General features: G+C 42.9%; 21 protein-coding genes. 20 read left to right on the top strand and 1 reads right to left on the bottom strand.

The features are described from left to right. Positions 1-75: 75 nt before the first annotated feature. Positions 76-834 (bottom strand): hypothetical protein, encoded by a 759-nt coding sequence (locus tag DC094_RS12945; RefSeq protein ID WP_133245545.1) that lies wholly within the window; start codon positions 832-834, stop codon positions 76-78. Positions 835-1,444: 610 nt separating this feature from the next. Between DC094_RS12945 and DC094_RS12940 the strand changes: the two genes are divergently transcribed. From DC094_RS12940 to DC094_RS12845, 20 genes are all read left to right on the top strand, one after another. Next, positions 1,445-1,711, top strand: coding sequence for a Flp family type IVb pilin (locus tag DC094_RS12940; RefSeq protein ID WP_116687533.1), 267 nt, complete (start codon positions 1,445-1,447; stop codon positions 1,709-1,711). 49 nt (positions 1,712-1,760) lie between these two features. Further along, a complete protein-coding gene (locus tag DC094_RS12935) occupies positions 1,761-2,453 on the top strand; it encodes a hypothetical protein (RefSeq protein ID WP_133245544.1) in 693 nt (230 codons plus the stop codon). Positions 2,454-2,487: 34 nt separating this feature from the next. Beyond that, positions 2,488-3,879, top strand: a complete 1,392-nt coding sequence (locus DC094_RS12930) for a pilus assembly protein TadG-related protein (protein WP_116687531.1) — start codon at positions 2,488-2,490, stop codon at positions 3,877-3,879. After that, the gene (locus DC094_RS12925; protein WP_133245543.1) at positions 3,876-4,739 is read left to right on the top strand and encodes a hypothetical protein; all 864 of its coding nucleotides are present in this window, start codon (positions 3,876-3,878) and stop codon (positions 4,737-4,739) included. Before DC094_RS12930 ends, DC094_RS12925 begins: the two co-directional genes overlap by 4 nt. Position 4,740: 1 nt before the next feature. Beyond that, entirely contained in the window at positions 4,741-5,466 is a 726-nt protein-coding gene (locus DC094_RS12920; protein ID WP_116687529.1) for a hypothetical protein, read from the top strand. Positions 5,467-5,519: 53 nt separating this feature from the next. Next, the gene (locus DC094_RS12915) at positions 5,520-5,756 is read left to right on the top strand and encodes a hypothetical protein (RefSeq protein ID WP_133245542.1); all 237 of its coding nucleotides are present in this window, start codon (positions 5,520-5,522) and stop codon (positions 5,754-5,756) included. Between the two features lie 78 nt (positions 5,757-5,834). Then, a complete protein-coding gene (gene cpaB / locus DC094_RS12910) occupies positions 5,835-6,908 on the top strand; it encodes a Flp pilus assembly protein CpaB (RefSeq protein ID WP_116687527.1) in 1,074 nt (357 codons plus the stop codon). Beyond that, the gene (locus DC094_RS12905; RefSeq protein ID WP_116687526.1) at positions 6,905-8,248 is read left to right on the top strand and encodes a type II and III secretion system protein family protein; all 1,344 of its coding nucleotides are present in this window, start codon (positions 6,905-6,907) and stop codon (positions 8,246-8,248) included. Before cpaB ends, DC094_RS12905 begins: the two co-directional genes overlap by 4 nt. A gap of 4 nt (positions 8,249-8,252) precedes the next feature. Beyond that, the gene (locus tag DC094_RS12900) at positions 8,253-10,001 is read left to right on the top strand and encodes a TadA family conjugal transfer-associated ATPase (RefSeq protein ID WP_116687525.1); all 1,749 of its coding nucleotides are present in this window, start codon (positions 8,253-8,255) and stop codon (positions 9,999-10,001) included. Further along, positions 9,998-10,849: a type II secretion system F family protein gene (locus tag DC094_RS12895; RefSeq protein ID WP_116687524.1), complete on the top strand. Its 852-nt coding sequence runs from the start codon at positions 9,998-10,000 to the stop codon at positions 10,847-10,849. The genes DC094_RS12900 and DC094_RS12895 overlap by 4 nt, the downstream gene beginning before the upstream one ends. After that, on the top strand, positions 10,842-11,732 hold the full coding sequence (locus DC094_RS12890; protein WP_241504045.1) for a type II secretion system F family protein: 891 nt from the start codon (positions 10,842-10,844) through the stop codon (positions 11,730-11,732). Before DC094_RS12895 ends, DC094_RS12890 begins: the two co-directional genes overlap by 8 nt. Next, a complete protein-coding gene (locus DC094_RS12885; protein ID WP_116687523.1) occupies positions 11,732-12,082 on the top strand; it encodes a DUF192 domain-containing protein in 351 nt (116 codons plus the stop codon). Before DC094_RS12890 ends, DC094_RS12885 begins: the two co-directional genes overlap by 1 nt. 44 nt (positions 12,083-12,126) lie before the next feature. Next, positions 12,127-12,552, top strand: coding sequence for a tetratricopeptide repeat protein (locus DC094_RS12880; RefSeq protein ID WP_133245541.1), 426 nt, complete (start codon positions 12,127-12,129; stop codon positions 12,550-12,552). A 41-nt stretch (positions 12,553-12,593) separates the two neighbouring features. Next, complete coding sequence (locus DC094_RS12875) at positions 12,594-13,391, top strand: TadE/TadG family type IV pilus assembly protein (RefSeq protein WP_116687521.1); 798 nt, start codon at positions 12,594-12,596, stop codon at positions 13,389-13,391. 38 nt (positions 13,392-13,429) lie between these two features. Next, positions 13,430-14,515 carry an OmpA family protein gene (locus DC094_RS12870; protein WP_116687520.1) on the top strand — a complete coding sequence of 362 codons (1,086 nt, stop codon included), beginning with the start codon at positions 13,430-13,432 and terminating at the stop codon, positions 14,513-14,515. Between the two features lie 144 nt (positions 14,516-14,659). After that, positions 14,660-15,679, top strand: a complete 1,020-nt coding sequence (gene menC / locus DC094_RS12865; protein WP_116687519.1) for an o-succinylbenzoate synthase — start codon at positions 14,660-14,662, stop codon at positions 15,677-15,679. A 53-nt stretch (positions 15,680-15,732) separates the two neighbouring features. Next, complete coding sequence (locus tag DC094_RS12860) at positions 15,733-15,942, top strand: hypothetical protein (protein WP_116687518.1); 210 nt, start codon at positions 15,733-15,735, stop codon at positions 15,940-15,942. Positions 15,943-16,310: 368 nt separating this feature from the next. Further along, positions 16,311-17,405 (top strand): hypothetical protein, encoded by a 1,095-nt coding sequence (locus tag DC094_RS12855; protein ID WP_116687517.1) that lies wholly within the window; start codon positions 16,311-16,313, stop codon positions 17,403-17,405. Between the two features lie 22 nt (positions 17,406-17,427). Continuing rightward, on the top strand, positions 17,428-18,861 hold the full coding sequence (menE, locus tag DC094_RS12850; protein WP_158527320.1) for an o-succinylbenzoate--CoA ligase: 1,434 nt from the start codon (positions 17,428-17,430) through the stop codon (positions 18,859-18,861). A gap of 78 nt (positions 18,862-18,939) precedes the next feature. Continuing rightward, a complete protein-coding gene (locus DC094_RS12845) occupies positions 18,940-19,551 on the top strand; it encodes a trimeric intracellular cation channel family protein (protein WP_241504044.1) in 612 nt (203 codons plus the stop codon). The last annotated feature ends 242 nt before the right edge of the window (positions 19,552-19,793 follow it).

Genomic DNA, 19,793 nt, shown 5'->3' with positions numbered 1-19,793 from the left:
GTTATTAATGAGTTATTTTTTTTTAAAAATATGGCCAGTAAGTAGCTTGCTGGCCATATTAAAATTAATAAAAATTTACCGCTGATAAAAAATAGTAATCTGACTGCCTTTTACTGGCTTGCCGGTCATCATATTCACTTTTTTACTAATCTTAATATTGGGCTTTTCCATTTGTGCCTTGAATAATGCTTGGGGTTGCTTCACTTCTTTACCGGCACCTTTGATAAAACTGATATCGCCATTGCTATGTCGATATTCGAGAAATTCACCGACTTTACCGCGGTAATATGCGGCCATTTCCTGAATGCTGACATCGCTTTGAAAAACTGCTGAAGCCAAGGTGAGTTTCATATTGCCCAGTTTGCCACCGAGGTCTTCTGGATACATATGATTAATTAACTGGCTTTTAGGCGGTAACGGCAAGGTAATTTGTTGGGTGCCGCGACTGTTGGCGACTTGTTTGAGTGCGCCAGATATTGCTGCAATAGCGTTTTGTTGGTCGCCTTTACTCATTGCAATGCAGCGCTGCTGACTTTTAACACTTAACCCTTTAGCAGACATGCACTGCTTAAGTTGCTGCAGCATTTGGCTGGCTTGGCTATTCGATACATCGTTGCCATCTGGGTCGATTTGGGCCAAACAGTTGTCATAAATGTCATAGAACTGATCTTCGCTGAGATTGGTACAGCTTTGGTCATAGTTAAAATATTTGAAGTTGCTGTTGACCAGATAGCGGCCAAAGCTATCGGCATTGGCTACGGCTGCAACGCTAACGACAGCAAGTGTTAATGATGCCGTGGTAATAATTTTTATGAGCCCGCTTATTTTTTTCATGGTGTGATCCTTGTAATTATTTTGAGCTGGTTTTTTGGCTCTTTTGAATTTTGTTATCAGCAAGCCTGCCATGTCGGTTACTATAATCGGTTCTGCTAATTTTTTTCAATCAGGCTTGGTGCTATATAAATGAGAGAAAAACAGTAAACGCCATATGTTTTACTCGATCAAGCGAAATATTGCTTCATAAAAACACATTCGAAATACACTTTGTAACCTATCCCTGTTATCGCGTTACCCGCTCGGTAAAAAAACCATCAATGGCTGAAAATCATCGCTAGCTTTCTGATTAGCTTCTGGCATTATTCTGCAAATAGGCTTTTTGATTCAAGAGATTAATAGCTAGAGATAGCTATATGTGGCCAAAGCTTATCACTTTTTACTAAGTCGTTTGGTTTGGTCATAGCCTTGTAATGAGGGAGTTGTAAAACACTCATGCAGTGCAAGTAACTTGTTCGATGCAAGTGTTGACCCGGTTCAGTTGCGATGTTGGGCTTCTGCTTTTTAACGGTGGAAGTAAGATTGATCGAGATTGTTCTGGTAATGGTTCATAAAACAAAAGCACGATTAAAAATATCAAATATAAAAGTGCTCACAGGGAGAGTTTCCAATGGCTTTAACCAGAACTTCTGCTCGTCGTCAGTTTGGTCAGGGTATGACTGAATACATCATTATTGTTGCCTTGATCGCGGTTGCAGCGATCGGTGTTTATCGTTTATTTGGTGACACGGTTCGTGGCCAAACTGCCGCTATGGCGATGGAGCTGGGTGGTCAAGATGGTACTGCAGCTCAGGCAGCAGCAGCTACAGCAGCAGGCCAAGCAGATACTGATGGCCAGACTCAACGTAATTTGAACGACTTTACCGGTAATAACTAATTTAAAAAGCAGCCATTGAATTCAATGGCTGCTTTTTTAGTTGATGATTATGAAAAACTCGTCATGGATTGGCCGTATCAGGGCTAACTTATCTGGTGGATTATTGCTGACATCATTTATGGTGACTGCCAGCATGCCTGTTCAAGCATTAGTCATTGAAGAAACCAGTGATGCCGATATTGCAATAAGAAGCACTCAAGCTGAGCAGTTACTGGAACCCTTTATACGTCACATTCAAGCGATACCGAAGGTTGAAGGTGAGCCTGAGGAAATGACAACGCTAGATATCAACAAAATTTTTACTTCTAGCAGTCAAAAAGCAGCAGAAATTATTGATAGTAAATTCACCCATATTGAAAATGATCTAGCGACAGATGTTATTCAGTGGCTAGAAAAAGAAGTTAGTCTGGAAAAAAATCTGATATCTAAGCTAAAGCGATTACCTCAAATCGATGATATGTGCTTAGGTAGTATTTCCAGTTACCAAACAAATACGCTCAGAGAAATTCAGAAAACGATTGAGCATTTAAAAAAATATAAAAATTATTACAAAGCAGAAAAGTTTTTAGTGCTTTGGGTATTCAATGCCGATTACATTGCCAGAATACAAATGCGCCAAGAAATTGTTTTACTGACTAATATTTGTGCCAACCCGGGCTTCTTTACCAACGATATTTTTTCTAAGCCCTTATTTGAAGCGACTTACGTTGGAAAGCCAATCGACTCCTCATTGAGGAAATAGCAGTAACAGTTGTCAACTAAAACGGATTTTTACTATGGTAAAAAAACAATCTGGTCAGGCAATGGTTTATGCATTGTTAATGATGACTGCAGTGCTATTGTCTGCTGCTTATATTTTCAATAGTTATCAAGTTAGTAACGAAAAAACCCGCCTGCAAAATACCATCGATAATGCTGCTTATTCAGTGGCGGTGATTGAAGCGCGTGATCTGAATTTTATGTCTTATACCAACCGTGCCATGGTGGCGAACCATGTTGCAGTAGCCCAAGTTGTTAGCATGTTGTCGTGGATTCGATTTCTAGATAACACTGCTAGAAATTTATCGGCAGTTACCGGCTGGATACCTTATTTAGGCACCGCTGTACAAGCTCTGGAACAAGGTGTTAATGCGATAAAAGAAGTTTTTGAAACGGGCGCTAATATTTTAGTGCCAATATTGAATGGTTGGATAAGAGTTATATCGGTCGCGCAACAGTTAATGCACTTTTTAAATATTACGGTTGCTTATGATTCTTTAGGTAGGGTCTTGAATCAGAATGATCCAGATGTTGATTGGGCCGGGCTTAATCTGGCAACCTGGACAACCTATGTCCAACAACATTTATTATTTACCCAGCGATATTCTCCAGATCGAGTACGCGATGGCAGGCGCAATTGGCGTGACCATAAAGTACGTGCCGATGCATTTCGAAATATCACTTTGCAATCCCGTGACAAATTCAGTGATAAATATCTTTATAACTTAATTCCTAGAATCACTATTGGCCCTGCACGATTTGAAATGAAACGAGCCGGTGGCACTGAATTTTATGGCCCGAATAGCCGAGCACCTTATTATACCTGGTCCGGCATGGATACGTTATCAGCTTATTTTGGTGTTTGGTTTTTTGGCTGGCACGACACTGAAGTCCCAATTGGTTGGGGTGCCGCGCAAGCCGGCGAACGAAAAAACCTTCGAACGCACCGTCGGGAAGACTATTTTACAAGCAATAGCCGAGCTTCAAATTTAGCGGTTCTTGAATTTCGAACTGCGCCGCTAATAGGCGGAAACCGTGGTTATGGTGGCTTGGCTGATTTCAATGATATTAAGCAAGATGGCTATGTAGAAACTGGGCCGGGTATTGTATTGGTAGCGACTAAACCACAAGATAAAATTCGCACTACCGGCACAGTTAATAATGACGCTACGCCAGATGGCCTCGATCTACAGTCAGAAAGTAATATGTTATACGGTCGCTCAGCGTCATGGTCTAAAGCGACAGTTTATTATGCTCGACCCAAAAGTCATTTAATTAATTTGGGAAGTGCTACCGATGACCGACGCGAATATGGCAATTTATATAACCCTTATTGGCAACCAAAACTGGCGGCTTTAACTGCGGCAGATAAGGCGATTGCCGGTATTTCTTTGGGAGTAGGTTTATGAGCATACGCCTTATGAAAAACTGCCCAATGAAGCCAAATAAAGTAGGTCTATCGAGCCAAAAAGGACAAAGCCTAGCAGGGTTTCTAGTCACCGCTGGTGCGATTTTAGTGCCTTTATTAATCGGTATGAATTATCTGGCCAATGTCGGTGAGAGCCGGCATAAACTCATGCAAGCTGCCAGATATTCCAGTTGGGAAAGAACGGTTTGGAAGCGTGATGCTGCAGCAACCAATCACAAAAGTGATCAACAAATCACTCGAGAAATATCCGTGCGTTTGTTTTCACAGAATCAGCGCCGATTTAATAGTCGCGAAGACAGCCGAGTAACGCTACCTTCGACTTTTGATTTAGATCCGATGTTGTACAGCTCATTTCAGTCATCAGGTGTAAAAACTCAAGTAGTTGAACCCGTGGCTTTAAACTCTGGCGGCGCATTAGATAATTTGGTGACGATGCAGGCTTCGGTGGGTAGAAATACTGCGGCGCTTACCGGTGTATATAACACGGTTGCCAATGTTTTGGATTTGAACAATGAAGGGGTTCACCGCAGTCGAGTCGGAATGCAACTAATGAAATTGGACCGATTGGATGATCTACCGGTTGATCCTTTTCGCTCCAATGTGGCCAGCGCGATTCAGGTGGGTGCTTGGAATGCGTCAGGTCCAAATGATGCATTAAATCATTTGAGTCGGCCTTTAGTGGTTCCTGGTTCGTTGTTATCTGGAGATGTTACTCGGCGTATTCTTGATTTTGCCGGTAATATTTTTCCTGAACTAGGATGGTTTGAACCAGGAAAAATAGATCCTAATCTGGTGCCTTGTGAAAGGATTGGCGGTCAATCGGGTAGTGGTGCTTGTTAATATGAAAAATATAATAATTTTGCTGAAGCTATCTCAAAAATACATTGCTGCTTTATTTGCTGCGTTATTGTTCATGAGCTCTTTTACTAGCACTTTATCTGCTGCTACGTCAGGGTTTGATCTAGAAAATATTCCACTGCCCAAAAGAACATTTATCACGGTAGTTACTGATGGGATCGAATTAAACAAGGTTGGAATGTCTGCTTGGAAAGCCAACTTCCCTAAGTCAGTTGAGCAAACATTGCAGTTTTATCGAGATCAATGGCAAGAGCCAGCGGTGCAAAATGCACCGGGTTTTGTAGAAAGTAATTTAGGAGAATGGCAGGTTATTAGCCGTCTTGACGGTGATTACCTGATTACAGTGCAGGTTAAGGGAAAAGGTAAAAAGCGCAGTGAAGGGATGCTGGCAATCAGCGATCTACCTACTCTCAAGGGCGTACCTCGATTAGGAAAACACTTCCCCAAGCCAAGCAAAACTCAAGTTCATAATGATATCGAATCTACCGATGGTGATGTTTTTTCTAGAACCTTGATTATGGAAAGTGCTCACCCGCTGAAAACGGTCGCGCGTTTTTATGATAGCTACTACCAGCAAAAAGGCTGGCAACGGCAGGGTTTAATTAATGAAGGCGCGGTTTATCGAAATAAGAACAAGATCGTCAACTTGGCGATGATCCGGGAAAGAGGAAAAACCAGGATTGTAGTAATTGAAACGACTGATGGTTAGAAAATAAAAACAATAACCGTTTAAAACTGAGTTAAAAAGTAATGGTTAAGTCTGTGATAACAAAGCTGCAACAAAAGCAGCGTTACAATCTGAAAAGCCCATGCAGTAGAAAACCTGCAAGAGAATCGGGGCAGGCAATGTATGAATATGTGCTGGCGACCAGCGTTTTGATTATCGCTTTTATTACGCCATTACCCATGTTGGACAATATGAGCCTGCTTGATTATATCGTTGCTGCATTCAAGGCGAATCATTCAGCGTATATTTATGCTTCATCGCTTCCCAGCTGATGTCATCCAGCAGAAAGCTACTCAAAATAACCTGAAAAAAATAACAAAAACAAATACAGGGATTCAAGGAGCTATTACATGGAGAAGCTTAAGCCTCTGGCTATGCTACTGGTTGCAGTTCTGCTGGCCGGTGTTGCAACCTGGAGTGGTACTTCTTATCTACGCCAGAAGGAAAATTCCTTACGGGCGGAGTTGGAGGCTGAAAAAAGGCCAATGAAAGTTCTGGTTGCTTCCAGAGATCTAGTGGCCGGTGATCATCTTTCTTCTGACACTTTACAAGTTAGAAAAATTCCAACTGAATTCGTACCTGATGGCGCTTTAACCCCGGCTGATTTTGATTACGTCAGAGGTTTAATGCTCAGCGAGCCAGTGTCTTTTGGTAAGCCGTTAATGCGCCATTTTATTCGCGGCGTTAGTGGTGTTGGTAGTTTTTCTGAGTTACTGGAAAAAGGCCAAAGAGCGATCACGCTGGAAGTCGATAACTTGAGTTCAATTGAAGGTCTTATTCAGACTGGAGATTATATAGATTTAGCGCTGGTCACCGCGGGTAGTAAGAAGCAGTCTGCTAGTTTCAATCATCTGCTAGATAAGGTGTTGGTTTTAGCAACCGGTAAGCAAACCATTGCAGATGCCGGAATGACCGATACATCAGGCAATTCACAGCAGGGTGATTATCGTTCGATCACACTGGGTTTGAATATGCGTGATATCCCGCGTGTTTCTCTGGCCAATGAAAATGGAGAATTGCGCTTCTTGTTGCGTAATCCAGAAGATCAGGCAAAAGGGCGCTACCCCGATCAGCGAGCTGATAGCAGTTTTGCAGTAGTGGAAAGTTTTGTTGGCGGTAAAGCAGAAAATGGTGTTTTGAAATCTTCAGGGCAAGCGATTAGAACGATGCCGAGTAGAGAGTGGCAACAGCAATTGGTTGATAGCAGCCGTCAATATCAAAAATTTCAAAATAATACTGCTACGCCCGGTACCGGCTTAATTTCTAGCCGTCATCAGCAAACACATAATACTTTGCCGCTGGTTAGAGCAAAAACAATAAAAACCAATACTGAAAATAAAGAGCCTAATTCCAGTAGCAACAACAGTTCTCCTTTAGAGACGGCGCTGAATGCAAAATCGGTTCAAGGGAGTGATGATTCATGATTTTAAATCAATCATTTTTAGCGCTGAAAAGCTTTAAAGCCGCTGTGATAAAAACCTTGGTTTTGATAGTCTGCTTAAGCTGTGCCTTTTCTGTGCAGGCTTCGGTTAAACGTTTGCCTACTGTGAAAATGGTGGTTGGCCAAGTTCGAGTCATGGATATTAAAAATATCACTCGAGTGGCAGTGGGTAGCGGAAAAATTGTTAATTATCGTAGCTTGGAAAATGGCCAGTTATTGTTAATTGCCAGTGAAATCGGCAACACCGATGTTCATATTTGGCAAAAGGGCGATCGTGAGTCAGTAGTTCGAGTCGCTGTGTCGGGTTCTAATACTCAAAATGACTTAGCCAATGCGCAAAAACTATCTAAGCAGGTGCCCGGACTGAGCGTTGTTAGGCAAGGCGATAACATCGCATTTTTTGGTAATGTCGCGCCTTCAGATGAAACCAGAATTAAATCATTAATCCAGATTTTTCCCAATGCAGTCGATTTAACTCGACTGGATGGCTTTATTGACAAGCCAATGGTGCGGATGGATGTACGCATTCTTGAAGTCAGTATTGATGATGTTAAAAAGCTGGGTATTCGTTGGAATACTACCGCTAGTGGCCCGGCAATTGGTTTGCATAAATCTTTTGTAAATAACGGAACTTTCAGGAATTATTCAGAAAATAATGACGGTATTGCAGAAGGTATTTCAGGTGCCATAACTGGATTTGATTATAAGTTCTATAAGTATTTCGGCATTACCACCGGCTTAGGTTCAACACTCGATTTAATGGCTGAAGCAGGTAAAGCGCGTTCGATTGCTTCGCCTAAGTTAATGGCAAGAAGTGGTGAAAAAGCGCATTTTGCTTCTGGTGGTGAATTTCCTTATCAGATTCGAACCGATAACGGTTTTGCGGTTGAGTTTAAAGAATATGGGGTGATTTTGGACATTAAGCCCCAAGTATCTGGTGACCGAATTCGCACCATGGTTAAAGCTGAAGTCAGCAGCATTGATTTCTCGGTGGTCACTCAAGGAACCCCCGGTTTAATTAAAGATGTTGCAGAGACTGACATTAATTTAACCAGTGGCGATACTTTGGTTATTTCCGGTTTAAGTTATGGCACCACTTCCAGCCGTGCCGATAAAGTTCCGTTCCTTGGTGATTTACCATGGATTGGTGCGTTATTCCGCTCTAAAAATGAACGCAGCCGCACCAAAGATTTATTGATTACCGTCACCCCTCATTTGGTTAATTCATCCAGCGATAAAAATAAGCAATTACTTAATGAAGCGAATAAATGGATTGAAGATTTTGACGGTAAATTCAGCCTGAATCAGGCGCTAATGGAGTAGTCTGATGTTTGAAGTTCGGGTAACCACCAAAAGAGGGACCAGCGTTGCAGATTTACACTGTGAAAGTGATCACTGCACGCTGGGAAAAGATAAAAATAACCTGATTGTTTTACATGGTTGGAAGGTCGGACGTAGTCATGCACAAATTTGCCTAAAGGAAGATGGTATTTATGTGTTTGATCTTGAATCAAGAACGGGCACTCAAGTTAATGGCGAAAAGATAAAAAACTATGGCCCGGTCGGTGAATCAGATATTATTCAAATCAGCGATTATCTGATTCAAACCAAAATTACAGCCGAACTTTCGCCTGTAATACCTGTTAATAACAATCTAGCGGGTAACCTTTTTGGGGAAAGCCGTGAGCAGAACATCTCGACTAGCACAAGGGCAGCGACGTCTCAATCATCGTCGACATCTGGCCAAGGCAAGAAAGAAAAATCAGTGCAAACGCCGACATCAGAGGCTTTGCCTGACCTTGAACTACTCAACGAGTGGCGAAAGCGAACCCACGACAAACTGATTGAATTTATGGATTTGCGGCGTATCGATCTCAATGAAATGGGAGATGATGAGTTACGCAAATTTACTAACAATACTATTCAACAAATATTATCTGGATTTAATGATTTTCCAACGCACCTTAATAAACAGGAATTATCGCGTCAGGTTTTAAATGAAGCGATTGGTCTTGGGCCGCTGGAAGATTTATTAGAAGACGATGCTATCAGCGAGATTATGGTCAATTCCAAAGACCAGATCTTTTTCGAAAAAGACGGGCAGCTAATTCGATCAGCGATTACCTTCACCAATGACAAAGCAGTTATTTCTGCGATAGAGCGAATAGTGGCGCCTTTAGGTCGTCGTATTGATGAAAGCTCACCGATGGTTGATGGTCGCTTAAAAGATGGTTCTCGTGTTAATGCAGTGATTCCTCCGCTGGCATTAAAAGGCCCGAGTATTACCATCCGAAAGTTTATGAAAGAGCGCTTAACTGCCGATCGCATGATTGGCTTTGGTTCGTTAAGTCAGCCAATGGTGTCTTTTTTACAAGCCTGTGTGACACATAAACAAAATTTGGTGATTTCTGGTGGTACCGGTTCTGGTAAAACCACGCTTTTAAATGTGCTTTCCAATTTCATTCCAGACAATGAACGAATCATTACCGTAGAAGATGCTGCGGAATTGCAGCTTTATCAGCCTAATTTGGTTTCTCTAGAAGCTCGACCGCCCAACCAGGAAGGTAAAGGTGCGGTAGCGATTCGAGAGTTAGTGAAAAACTGTTTGCGAATGCGCCCAGACCGAATTGTGGTTGGTGAGTGTCGTGGCGGTGAAGCACTGGACATGCTGCAGGCAATGAACACCGGTCACGATGGTTCTTTAACTACGATTCACTCAAATTCTCCCCGTGATTGTATTTCCCGAATGGAAGTTCTGGTGTTGATGTCTGGTATGGAATTACCAGTGCAAGCCATTCGAGAGCAAATTGCATCGGCAGTGAATATTATTGTTCAACAGACTCGTTTTTCTTGCGGTAGCCGCCGGGTGACCAGCATTAGTGAAGTGAATGGTATTGAAGGTGAAATTGTTCAATTGGGTGAGATTTTCCGTTTTCGTCAAGATGGTTTTGATGAAAATGGCAGGGTGCGTGGATATTTTGAAGCTACCGGATTAATTCCAGATTTCTGTGAAGATATGAAGCGCCGTGGTTTAGAAACTGACCTTTCGTTATTTGAAAAAGGCCATCGCTTATGACTCAGATAATTTTAATGGGCGGTGGTATTTTTGTTTCGGTATTGCTGTTGCTCTACCTAGGCTACCAAGGCTCACAACATTTAATCGATCGCTATCAAAGTTCGGTGAATGAAACTGCCAATGTGGGGTTGGCAGAGCTGTTTATTTTTATCGATCCCAGCCGGTTATATTTATTAAACTTGGTTGCGATGTTTATTTCTTTTTTTGTTATCTGGTTAGTCGCCGGACATTGGGGGCCAGCGATTATCGGTGGTTCATTAATGGCATTTTTCCCTAGAGCAGTTTATCAATTTTTGCGCAAACAGCGGCAAGATAAATTTATGCTGGAATTACCCGATGCATTGAATTCAATGTCGTCAATGATGCGAGCCGGTACCAGTACTCCGGTGGCGATGGAAATGCTAGTGGCTGAATCTACAGGGCCAATTCGCCAGGAATTTGGGCTGCTATTAAAAGAAATTCGTGTGGGTGTCGATTTTGAAGACGCATTGGAAAACATGGCTGAACGCATGCCAATGGATGATTTCAAAATGGTGGTTGCCGGGATGAAAATTTCCCGTGAAGTCGGTGGCAGCTTGGCAGAAGTCTTGTCTCGGTTAGCAGAGACCATCCGCCGTAAATTAGAACTGGAAGGAAAAATTAACGCGCTGACGGCAATGGGAAAGGCGCAAGGATATGTGATGGCTTTGTTGCCATTCGCTTTGGGGGTGATTTTGTTTCAAATGGAACCCCAAGCAATGGCCAAGTTGTTTGATACTGCCTGGGGATGGGCAGCATGTGCAGTGATTGTTGTGCTGGAGTTGCAGGGTTTTTTCTTCATCAAAAAAATAGTGACTATCGATGTCTGAATCATATAACCCAGAATTTCTAAAGCTGATGTTTATGCTGTTATTGCCGCTAGCAATAGTGCTTTTGGTCGTGGCGATCACTCAAACGGCGGCAGGAATTAAACGAGAAGATCGGCAATACCTCGATCCACTGTCCGGAAAAATGCGATTGATCTGGCCTTTGGTTCGTTTTTTCTCTCATTACGTGGGAGATTTTTTACCGGTTGAATTAATCGAACGATTAAATAAAAAGCTCAATCGCGCCGGAATGCGTTATTTGATGTCGCCAGAACAATTGGTAGGCTTGCAAATGACCTCAGCGCTCTTGGTAATGCTAGTGTGCTGGCTTTGCTTGGCAATGCTGGAAATCAGTGACCCGTTATTGTTAGGTCTGGCTGCATTACTTGGTTATTTTATGCCGATGCTGTCAATTAATGATCTGAGAAATAAACGAGAAAAACAGATGATCAAGGCATTACCGACTTATCTGGATTTCTTGACCATGGCGATTCAGGCCGGTATGAATTTTTCAGGGGCGATTATTCAGGCGGTAGAAAAAGGACCTGACGGGCCTTTAAAGTCGGAGTTTTCTAAAGTAGTGCGCGATACGCGTGCTGGTATGTCCCGGCCCGATGCCTTGCGTGCCATGGCTAATCGATTAGATATGGGGCCAGTAACTACTTTTGTAAACGCAGTGCTTCAAGCTGAAAAGTCAGGCGCTAGTGTGGGTGAAACTTTAAAAATTCAAGCCGACCAGCGACGGACCGAGCGTTTTCAGATTGCAGAAAAACAAGCAATGCAAGCACCGGTTAAATTAATCTTTCCATTGGTTGCGTTTATTTTCCCGGTGACTTTTATCATCATTTTCTTCCCGATTGGCATGATGTTGTTGGAGTCGTTCTGATGCAGGCCGCCAGTAAAATCGACCAATACAACTCACCAGATTTATTACAAATACTGGATTTAAAGTTGGCAGATAAACCTTGGAGCCGAATGAAAGGGCTACTGGGGCAAACTGGCCTAACCGATAATAAAGGGCTGTGGATTATCCCGTGTAACTCGGTACACAGCTTGTTTATGAAGTTTTCGCTAGATCTAATCTGGCTAGATAAAAACCAACAAATACTGCGAATCGATCGAGACTTCAAACCCTGGCATTTTGCTACTTGTTTGAAAGCGCGTTCGGTGATTGAAGTAGCGGCGGGTACGGTAGATCGTATCGGCATATTGCATGATCAATATTCGAAAGGTTAAAGCAGTAGCTAGCCAACGAATAATAAAAGCAGTGGAGTATTCGCGTGAATAAAAAAATAATGATGGCAATCGGAATGGCTTTACTTATTGCCGGTTGTAGTTCAGCGCCAGCTAAGAAAACGCTAGATACCGATATATTGCTCAAAGCGGATCAGGCATATCGGCAAGGGCGATTGGTCGACGCGGAAGCTTATTATTTAAAGATTGTTGATAAAAACCCGACCTTGTATGAAACCTGGTTTCGGCTCGGTAATATTTATGTGCGCACTGGCCAGCTAGATGCGGCAATAAGAGCCTTTGAAAAGTGTATTCAGCTTTCACCAGAAAAAAGTAAAGGCTGGAATAATATGGCGCTGACCAGAATTCGTCAGGCTATATCGACCTTGGAAGAAGGAGTTGGCATGTCGGATGCTAGTGATCCTGGTTATCAGCAGATGAGCAAACTGCTCAGCAAACTGGTTAGTAAATAATCAAAAGTCGTTAAATAAAATAATTACCCTGAGCAAAAATAATGAATAAAAAACAGCAGCGGGGGCAGTCATTAACTGAAACAGCCATTTTAATGCCTGTTCTAGTGCTGTTAATTATGGGTTTAATTCAGGTTGCTCAAATGTACAAAGCCAAGGCAACCCTTAATCATGCCACGGTGCAGGCTGCCAGAGCTGGCGCTACTGAAAATGGTTTTTTAAACCCAATGCGTAACGCTTTGGCGCAGACTTTGGCGCCTGCTGAATATCGAGTTAAACCAAATGAAGATCCAAATATGCTGTCGTATTTTGCCTTCCAGCAATTGTTTCGGTTTAACGAAACCATTCGAGGTTCTGGTGCGGGTGGTGTAAAAATTAATGTGTTGTCGCCAACCCAGCAAATGTTTGATTCATTTCGTCAGCGGGTTAGAACATTAGAACCCTGCCGTGGCGTCGGCTGTCCTAGCGGTGGCAAGTTTCGGGAAAGCCAACCGATTTGGCAAATTCCCAATGATAATTTGAATGTGTATAGCGATGCACAGCGAAGCATCAATGGTCGACCGATAAACCTGCAAGATGCCAATTTATTAAAAATAGAAAGCACTTGGTGCTATCCACTGCGAGTGCCTTTTATTAATGCAATTATTTATCAGGCGATGAAAACCTTTCGCGCAGATGGCGGCTATCAACATGAGCAATGGACCGCATGTCGTAATCGGCGGGTTATTAGCCGACATGACTATTGGATACCTTTAACCAGTACCAGCGTAGTGCGAATGCAAAGTCCATTACGCTGTGAAAATAATCCACGTGGCGGCAGCAACTGCGACAACCTGCAGTAAAAATAAAAATAAAACAGAAATAAAAAAAGGATAGTTTTATGAATCCAGCAATAACGAACTGGGCAAGCAGGGCTGCCGCATGGATCTTCACAGGAGCGGTGGCGGTTAGCGGGATTAATTTGGCGTATGCACAATCATCAGAGCAATCACAATTAGTCATATCATCGCTGACAGAATTTAATGGCAGCATCATTAATGGCTCGATGATTAAAGGTGCCAGCCAGTTTGAATCTGAATATAAAAAATACCTTCGTTACCCGGCAATTGCTGGGCCGATTATTTATCAAGATCAAGTTACTGAAGATCAAGAAGAAGGCTATACGCTGACCAGTGAAATTCAGCTGTTGGGTGAGTTGCAACGTACCGTTTGGGACTACACCGAAGCAGACACTGCATTGCAAATTAGCCAGAAAACATTGGATCAATTAAAGCAAAAAGGCTTTGATATTTTGTACCAATGTAGCGGCAAAGATTGCGGTGATACTGCGGGATGGTCATTGTTCTTATCACCGCGAATTGATGGTAATGATTTAAACCAGCATTACTTGCTAGCGCGTGGGCCGATTGACCGTGGCCAAGATTGGTTTGTTGCTGTTTATACCAATGATATTGGCGGCATTCCGCGCAGCGTGGTTGATGTAATTAAAGGGCGTCCGGTTGCTGAAACCACGCAAACTGCAGATGTTGCATCGCAAGCGGAAAATGTTTCGGTTGAATTGACTGGGCAGACCAGCATTCCGCTAGTTTTTTTCAAATTTAATAGCGACCAATTAACGATTGCTTCAGACCAAGCGATTCGGCAAATAGCAGAATATTTAGTTAAAAATCCACAGGCGCAAATTCAAATTGTCGGCCATACCGACGACACAGGTGAAGAAGCACATAATAATCAGCTATCTGAAAGGCGTGCACAGACGGTTCATCAGAGGTTGGTCAATCATTATGGTGTTAATCCTGAGCGATTGAAGTTGCATGCCGCCGGTGAATTTGGGCCAATAGCAGCAAACAATCGAACCGATCGCCGCAAGATCAATCGCCGAGTTGAAATTCAGCAGATTCAGATAATGGCGAAAGAAGCACAGCCGGAATCTGATCAAAAAATAATCACTACACAATCTGAATAATTTGTAGTTTTTCTAGGTTGGCAGCCGAAGTTAGTTCGGCTGCTGATAGAAGAATTTTTAACTGGCAATGTGCAATTTTCATAGCCAGTAGCAGTTTTAGGCCATAAAATTGTTGCACACCCACCGCATCCAACGAGTGTCACTATGATTATTCTGACGCTGTTTCCCTATCAGTTAGATCTGTTTCCTGAGCTAAAACTAGCAAGTGGCACATTACAGCGTCGAAATGGTTGGTTGGTTCGTTTGCAAGACGAACATAGTGAAGGCTGGGGCGAGATCGCGCCCTTACCGGGGTTTAGCCAAGAGCGAGCTCAGGATATTCCCGAGCGTTTGGCACAGTGGCTAGAAAACCCTCAACAAGTCGAACTTCCCCCATCTGCCAGTTTTGGTTTATCTGCGGCCGTCAATGAATTGCTGCAAGCTGAGCTAACCGCTCCGGCCGATATTCAGTGTTGCCCTTTGTTATTGAAAGACCAGCTATTGGTTGATAAACCGTTTGACCCGCAACTTTTACAGCATTGGACTGAGCTGGGTGAGGTGAAGCTGAAAGTTGGCAATGATCCATCGGAAGATCGGCAAAAACTATTGCAGCTGTTGCAGTATTTTCCTGGAAAAGTCAGGTTGGATGCCAACCAACAGTGGACCTTTGAACAAGCATTACAGTTTGCCAAAGACCTGCCGCTTCAGCGGATTAGTTTTATAGAAGAGCCATTACAAAATTTTTCTGACACTGAGCGGATGTATGCTCAGTTACAAGCGTTTTATCAGAAAACTGCAATGCATTTTGCTTTAGATGAGACAGTGCAACAGTCAGGTTTTAAGCTGCAAATGTTGCAAGGCTTGCGAACTTTAGTGATTAAACCGACGCTGGTGGGAAGTATTAGCCGCTGCTGTTCATTAGCCGAACAAGCGTTACAACAACAATTACAGGTTATTTTTTCCAGCAGCTTTGAATCTTCATTAGCGGTGGGGCAAATTGCTGCAATGGCACAGCATTTAGTACCACACGAGCTAGCTGGGCTAGACACACTTCGCCGGTTTGACTGTGATTTATTACGGCCATGGCCAGGCAGTAAAAAGCGATTGATTGATTTAGCCGAGCTAACCGAAACAACCGAGCAACATAGCTTTTTATTAGAGCCCGAATTGCTCGATTTGTTATAAAGTTTTAATTGTTATCGATCTCTTCATTTTTTTGTAGCCGTTCGGAGTTAACTATGACAGAGCAGAAAACCAAAGCCGCTGAAGATAGTTCTACGGTAAAATCTGAGCCATCGAGTTGTCAGCGAGAGCTATCGGAGCAAGAGCAGCAATTACGACAAGGCCGTCGCAGCATGGTGATGCCGATGCGTGGTGAAGCAACATCCAAGGTACGTTATGTCGAAGGATCGATGCCTTTGAAAAATGGTTGCTGGCTATCTGATTGAAAAAATTGTGGAGTGATGACTTTAGTTATCCAACAAATTATGCGGATTCAGCTTTTAATTAGAAGCTGAACCTTTATCACGTTTATTTTCTTCTCTCATCTTTATAATCAACGTCCCTGCACCTTCGAATATGATGGGTATACACGCTCTTAGCCGTATTTTATAACAACTTGTCAGACCATTTAACTCGCTAAAATCATTTTAAAAAACTCTAGAACTACCTCACAGCAATAAAGATCACCCGGTGGCCGGACAACCCATCTTAAATATTGAAAGAAATATCACCAAAAGTAGATTATGGCTAAGTACTCAATTTAAGTCATGTGAGCTCGAATGATAATTCGAGCATTTTGATGTTCGAGGGATAAATGTCTACTGCTGCTGACGCTACTGTTATTTTGCTGCAACTTGATCCGATTCAGGAAAAGTTAATCGCTACCGCGCTGCAATCTATGAGCTTGCGGGTTCGAAAAATATCGGTTATCGATCCAATTGATTCACAGCTGAAAATGCTCACTTCTGGCAACGCCAAAAACAGACCGCTGCTGATTTGTGCTGATTTGGCTCGTTTAGCTAAGGAAAACCTAAGTTGGACGGCTTTTTGCAAGCAAATTAAAAGCCAAATTCCCCATGCCGGCTTGATTGCCACCAACAGCCAAATGATGTTGCCGCAAGCTCAAACGGTTCAATGGGTCAAGCAGGCTGGCGGATTAGAATTGATTGGTCGTTTGTCTAGCAGGCGTTATGTTGCAAGTGTTACACCTCTGATGGACTGTGTTGCCAAGCTATTTGATTTGCAATATAGCGCTGTGCAATTAAAAAGTTATGCCAGCGGTATGTTGGTTAGCGAAGACCCGACCAAAGATCCTAGAGATAGTGAACAGCAAGCCTGGGCATTACTCGATGAAATGAATATTTCACCGGCGCAGCTGATGGCTAAAATGGCTGCGAGCAACCCGCAGATACCAGTTGCTAATCGTCGCTACCGATTGAAGCTTTATCAACAATGCTTTTTGGGCAGTGAAGCAGCCAATTGGCTTGCGGGTTATTTAAGAATTTCAGTCGATCAAGCGGTTGATGTTGGTAATCTTTTATTACACTGTCGGCTGATTGACCACGTAACGCGTGAAAAGCCATTTGATAAAAACGGATGGTTCTACCGATATCAATCGGTATCGCATGCAACAGCAAAGTTGGACTTTACTCTGCTAGCTAAAGAAATCGAAGAAATCTTCCAACTTCAAGATCGCCATTGGCGTGGTTTATCGTTCATGCGTTGCTTTACTGGAGATCAGGCGGTAACGGCTTTAGTGCGCCATTGCGCTATTACAGAGTCCGAAGCGCTATGGGTTGGCCAGCAGTTACAAGATTTATATTTATATCGACATGTAGAAGATGAACATGATTTCAAGAATCAGAGCTATTTTTATCGCTTGATTCTGGATGCTAAAGTCTCACTTTAACTGTTTTAGAAAGAAGGTTTTGATGACAGACTGGACCGGTTGCCCGCTTTATCAACATGCATTAAGCCGTCCAGATGAAACGGCCATACTGGCTGATGGTTATGCCATTAGCTGGTTACAGCTGTATCAGAATGTCTGTGGTATTGCATTGCAAGTGGAGCAGCAAGTCTTACCTGAAACACCGATCGCGGTAGTTTCAGAAAATTCTTTAAAAATGCTGTTGCTGTCATTGGCATCGTTGCATTGTGGTCGAATTTTCTTTCCAATAAATCCTGCATTTCCTGATCAAAAAATTATCGACTTGTGCCAAAAAATGGGTGTTAAGCAACTTTGGAGCGCAGAAACTAGCAGATTAGATAGTTTTTCTGGTGATAAGGTTAATATCGATTTTGAGGTGCGGGCTGAGATTGAAAGCGAGAATGAGGTTGCTCCTCAGGTATCGATTGATGCACCAGCCAGTTTAATTCTCACTTCGGGCAGTTCTGGATCTCCCAAAGCAGTGCTGCATTCAATTGGGCATCATTTGGCTAGTGCGATGGGGAGCCGAAAAGTGCTGCCATTGAAACAACAAGACCACTGGCTGGCCTCTTTACCACTGTTTCATATTGGCGGTTATGCGCTGGTAGCGCGGTGTATTGTGGCAAGTGCGACCATCGTGTTGGATAGCTTTAAAACTCCATTGCCTGAGTTATTAGCGCGCTACCCGATTAATTATTTATCTCTGGTCAATACTCAGCTTTTTCGTTTGCTACAACAGCAGCCCAAATTACCAGAACGGCAAATGCGCGTGCTATTAGGCGGTGGGCCTGTGTCTGACGATTTGCTTGACCAGCTAAAGAATTATCCGCAAATTGAAGCCTTTACTAGCTATGGTTTAACCGAAATGGCTTCTCAGGTTTGTAGTGGTCGAGCGAAAGCAGGTTTGTCGGGACAACTACTGCCAGGTCGGCAAATGCGCTTGGCCGATGATGGTGAAATATTGCTCAAGGGCGATACCTTATTTGCTGGTTATTGGAGCAAAGGTCAGCTTGACCCAGCCTGTGATGAGCAAGGTTGGTTCCATACCAATGATTTGGGCCAGTTAGAAAATGGCTGGTTAAAAGTACTGGGCCGCAAAGATCAAATGTTGATTTCTGGTGGTGAAAATATTCAACCTCAGAAAATTGAGCAATGTTTGTTATCGCTATCTGGAGTAGTTCAGGCGGTGGTAGTCGGGGTTAGCCATCAGCAGTGGGGCCAGCGACCAGTCGCTTTTATTCAATGGGCTGATCAGGAAAAGCAACTTAGCCAAGCCGATTTAATCATTCAGCTAAAACCACAACTGGCTAATTTTATGTTGCCCGATGTATTTCTGCCGTGGCCTGAGCAAATGACCGGCATGAAGCCAGACAGAAAAGCGCTGGCAGTAATCGCTGAGTCATTGCAGGCCAGTAACTGCAAACAACAACAAAGTTGAATTGATTCACCAAAAGTTTATAAAAATTCATCTATAGCAATGGCTTAGCATTGTAGTTATACTTCGCGACCGATTTTTATGTCTGCTGTTAATGCCATGCTGTTTCTTGATCTTTTTGGTACGGTTGTATTCGCCATTTCAGGCGCTCTGGTTGCTTGCCGTAAGGGTATGGATGTCTTTGGTGCATTCGTTTTAGCCATCGTTACCGCTATGGGCGGTGGTACTGTGCGTGACTTGCAGTTAGGTACCGATATTTTTTGGATGCAGCAGCCAATCTATTTATGGATTGCAGTTGCCGCAGCGATTATCACCCTGGCAATGCGCACACGAATAGAATCCAAGCAGCAATGGCTTCTGTTGGCCGATGCCCTCGGTTTGGCAGCTTTCACCGTGATTGGTGTTGATAAAGCGTTATCTTTTGAATGTGCGCCGATAGTTGCAGTGGTGATGGGCGTACTGACAGGTGCTGGCGGTGGTCTGATTCGTGATGTGCTTGCTGGACAGTCGCCGATGATTTTTTATCGAGATATTTATGCGACAGCGATTATTGCCGGTGCCGGTATTTACCAACTACTGCTTTATGTACAAATTCCAGTAGGCATTTCAGCAATCATCTGTATGGCGGTTGTTTTGGGTATGCGCCTAGTTGCATTAAGACGTTCACTTTCTCTTCCCAGCTTCCTGCTCTAATTTATAAAAAACAGCAGCAAACTGTTGCTGCTGTTTTATCAAACTGCTGCTGACTAAATAGATTACGCCCCTTCTTAAAAAACGTGACAAACATTCATTTAAATTAGTCATTAAAATAAAGTATAAAATTTTTCTTCACCTTCTTGGATTGTAAATAATAGTTTGATCTCTCTCACATATTAGCAAGCTTGGCTGGAATTTGCTGCTGAAGCAGGGCATGTTGTATTTGCTAAAAATTAACA

Origin of the sequence: Pelagibaculum spongiae, assembly GCF_003097315.1 — a bacterium.
Taxonomy (GTDB): Bacteria; Pseudomonadota; Gammaproteobacteria; order Enterobacterales; family Pelagibaculaceae; genus Pelagibaculum; species Pelagibaculum spongiae.
Note: the sequence above shows the minus strand (reverse complement) of the source record. Positions and strands in the feature narration are given on the sequence as shown.

Bases quoted from the DNA above. Each gene is read 5' to 3' on its own strand.
- DC094_RS12895 (WP_116687524.1), top strand. From the start codon at position 9,998: ATGACTCAGATAATTTTAATGGGCGGTGGTATTTTTGTTTCGGTATTG.
- menC (WP_116687519.1), top strand. From the start codon at position 14,660: ATGATTATTCTGACGCTGTTTCCCTATCAGTTAGATCTGTTTCCTGAG.
- DC094_RS12905 (WP_116687526.1), top strand. From the start codon at position 6,905: ATGATTTTAAATCAATCATTTTTAGCGCTGAAAAGCTTTAAAGCCGCT.
- DC094_RS12885 (WP_116687523.1), top strand. From the start codon at position 11,732: ATGCAGGCCGCCAGTAAAATCGACCAATACAACTCACCAGATTTATTA.
- DC094_RS12855 (WP_116687517.1), top strand. From the start codon at position 16,311: ATGTCTACTGCTGCTGACGCTACTGTTATTTTGCTGCAACTTGATCCG.
- DC094_RS12940 (WP_116687533.1), top strand. From the start codon at position 1,445: ATGGCTTTAACCAGAACTTCTGCTCGTCGTCAGTTTGGTCAGGGTATG.
- DC094_RS12920 (WP_116687529.1), top strand. From the start codon at position 4,741: ATGAAAAATATAATAATTTTGCTGAAGCTATCTCAAAAATACATTGCT.
- DC094_RS12860 (WP_116687518.1), top strand. From the start codon at position 15,733: ATGACAGAGCAGAAAACCAAAGCCGCTGAAGATAGTTCTACGGTAAAA.
- DC094_RS12935 (WP_133245544.1), top strand. From the start codon at position 1,761: ATGAAAAACTCGTCATGGATTGGCCGTATCAGGGCTAACTTATCTGGT.
- DC094_RS12945 (WP_133245545.1), bottom strand. From the start codon at position 834: ATGAAAAAAATAAGCGGGCTCATAAAAATTATTACCACGGCATCATTA.
- DC094_RS12870 (WP_116687520.1), top strand. From the start codon at position 13,430: ATGAATCCAGCAATAACGAACTGGGCAAGCAGGGCTGCCGCATGGATC.
- DC094_RS12925 (WP_133245543.1), top strand. From the start codon at position 3,876: ATGAGCATACGCCTTATGAAAAACTGCCCAATGAAGCCAAATAAAGTA.
- cpaB (WP_116687527.1), top strand. From the start codon at position 5,835: ATGGAGAAGCTTAAGCCTCTGGCTATGCTACTGGTTGCAGTTCTGCTG.
- DC094_RS12890 (WP_241504045.1), top strand. From the start codon at position 10,842: ATGTCTGAATCATATAACCCAGAATTTCTAAAGCTGATGTTTATGCTG.
- DC094_RS12900 (WP_116687525.1), top strand. From the start codon at position 8,253: ATGTTTGAAGTTCGGGTAACCACCAAAAGAGGGACCAGCGTTGCAGAT.
- DC094_RS12930 (WP_116687531.1), top strand. From the start codon at position 2,488: ATGGTAAAAAAACAATCTGGTCAGGCAATGGTTTATGCATTGTTAATG.
- menE (WP_158527320.1), top strand. From the start codon at position 17,428: ATGACAGACTGGACCGGTTGCCCGCTTTATCAACATGCATTAAGCCGT.
- DC094_RS12875 (WP_116687521.1), top strand. From the start codon at position 12,594: ATGAATAAAAAACAGCAGCGGGGGCAGTCATTAACTGAAACAGCCATT.
- DC094_RS12845 (WP_241504044.1), top strand. From the start codon at position 18,940: ATGTCTGCTGTTAATGCCATGCTGTTTCTTGATCTTTTTGGTACGGTT.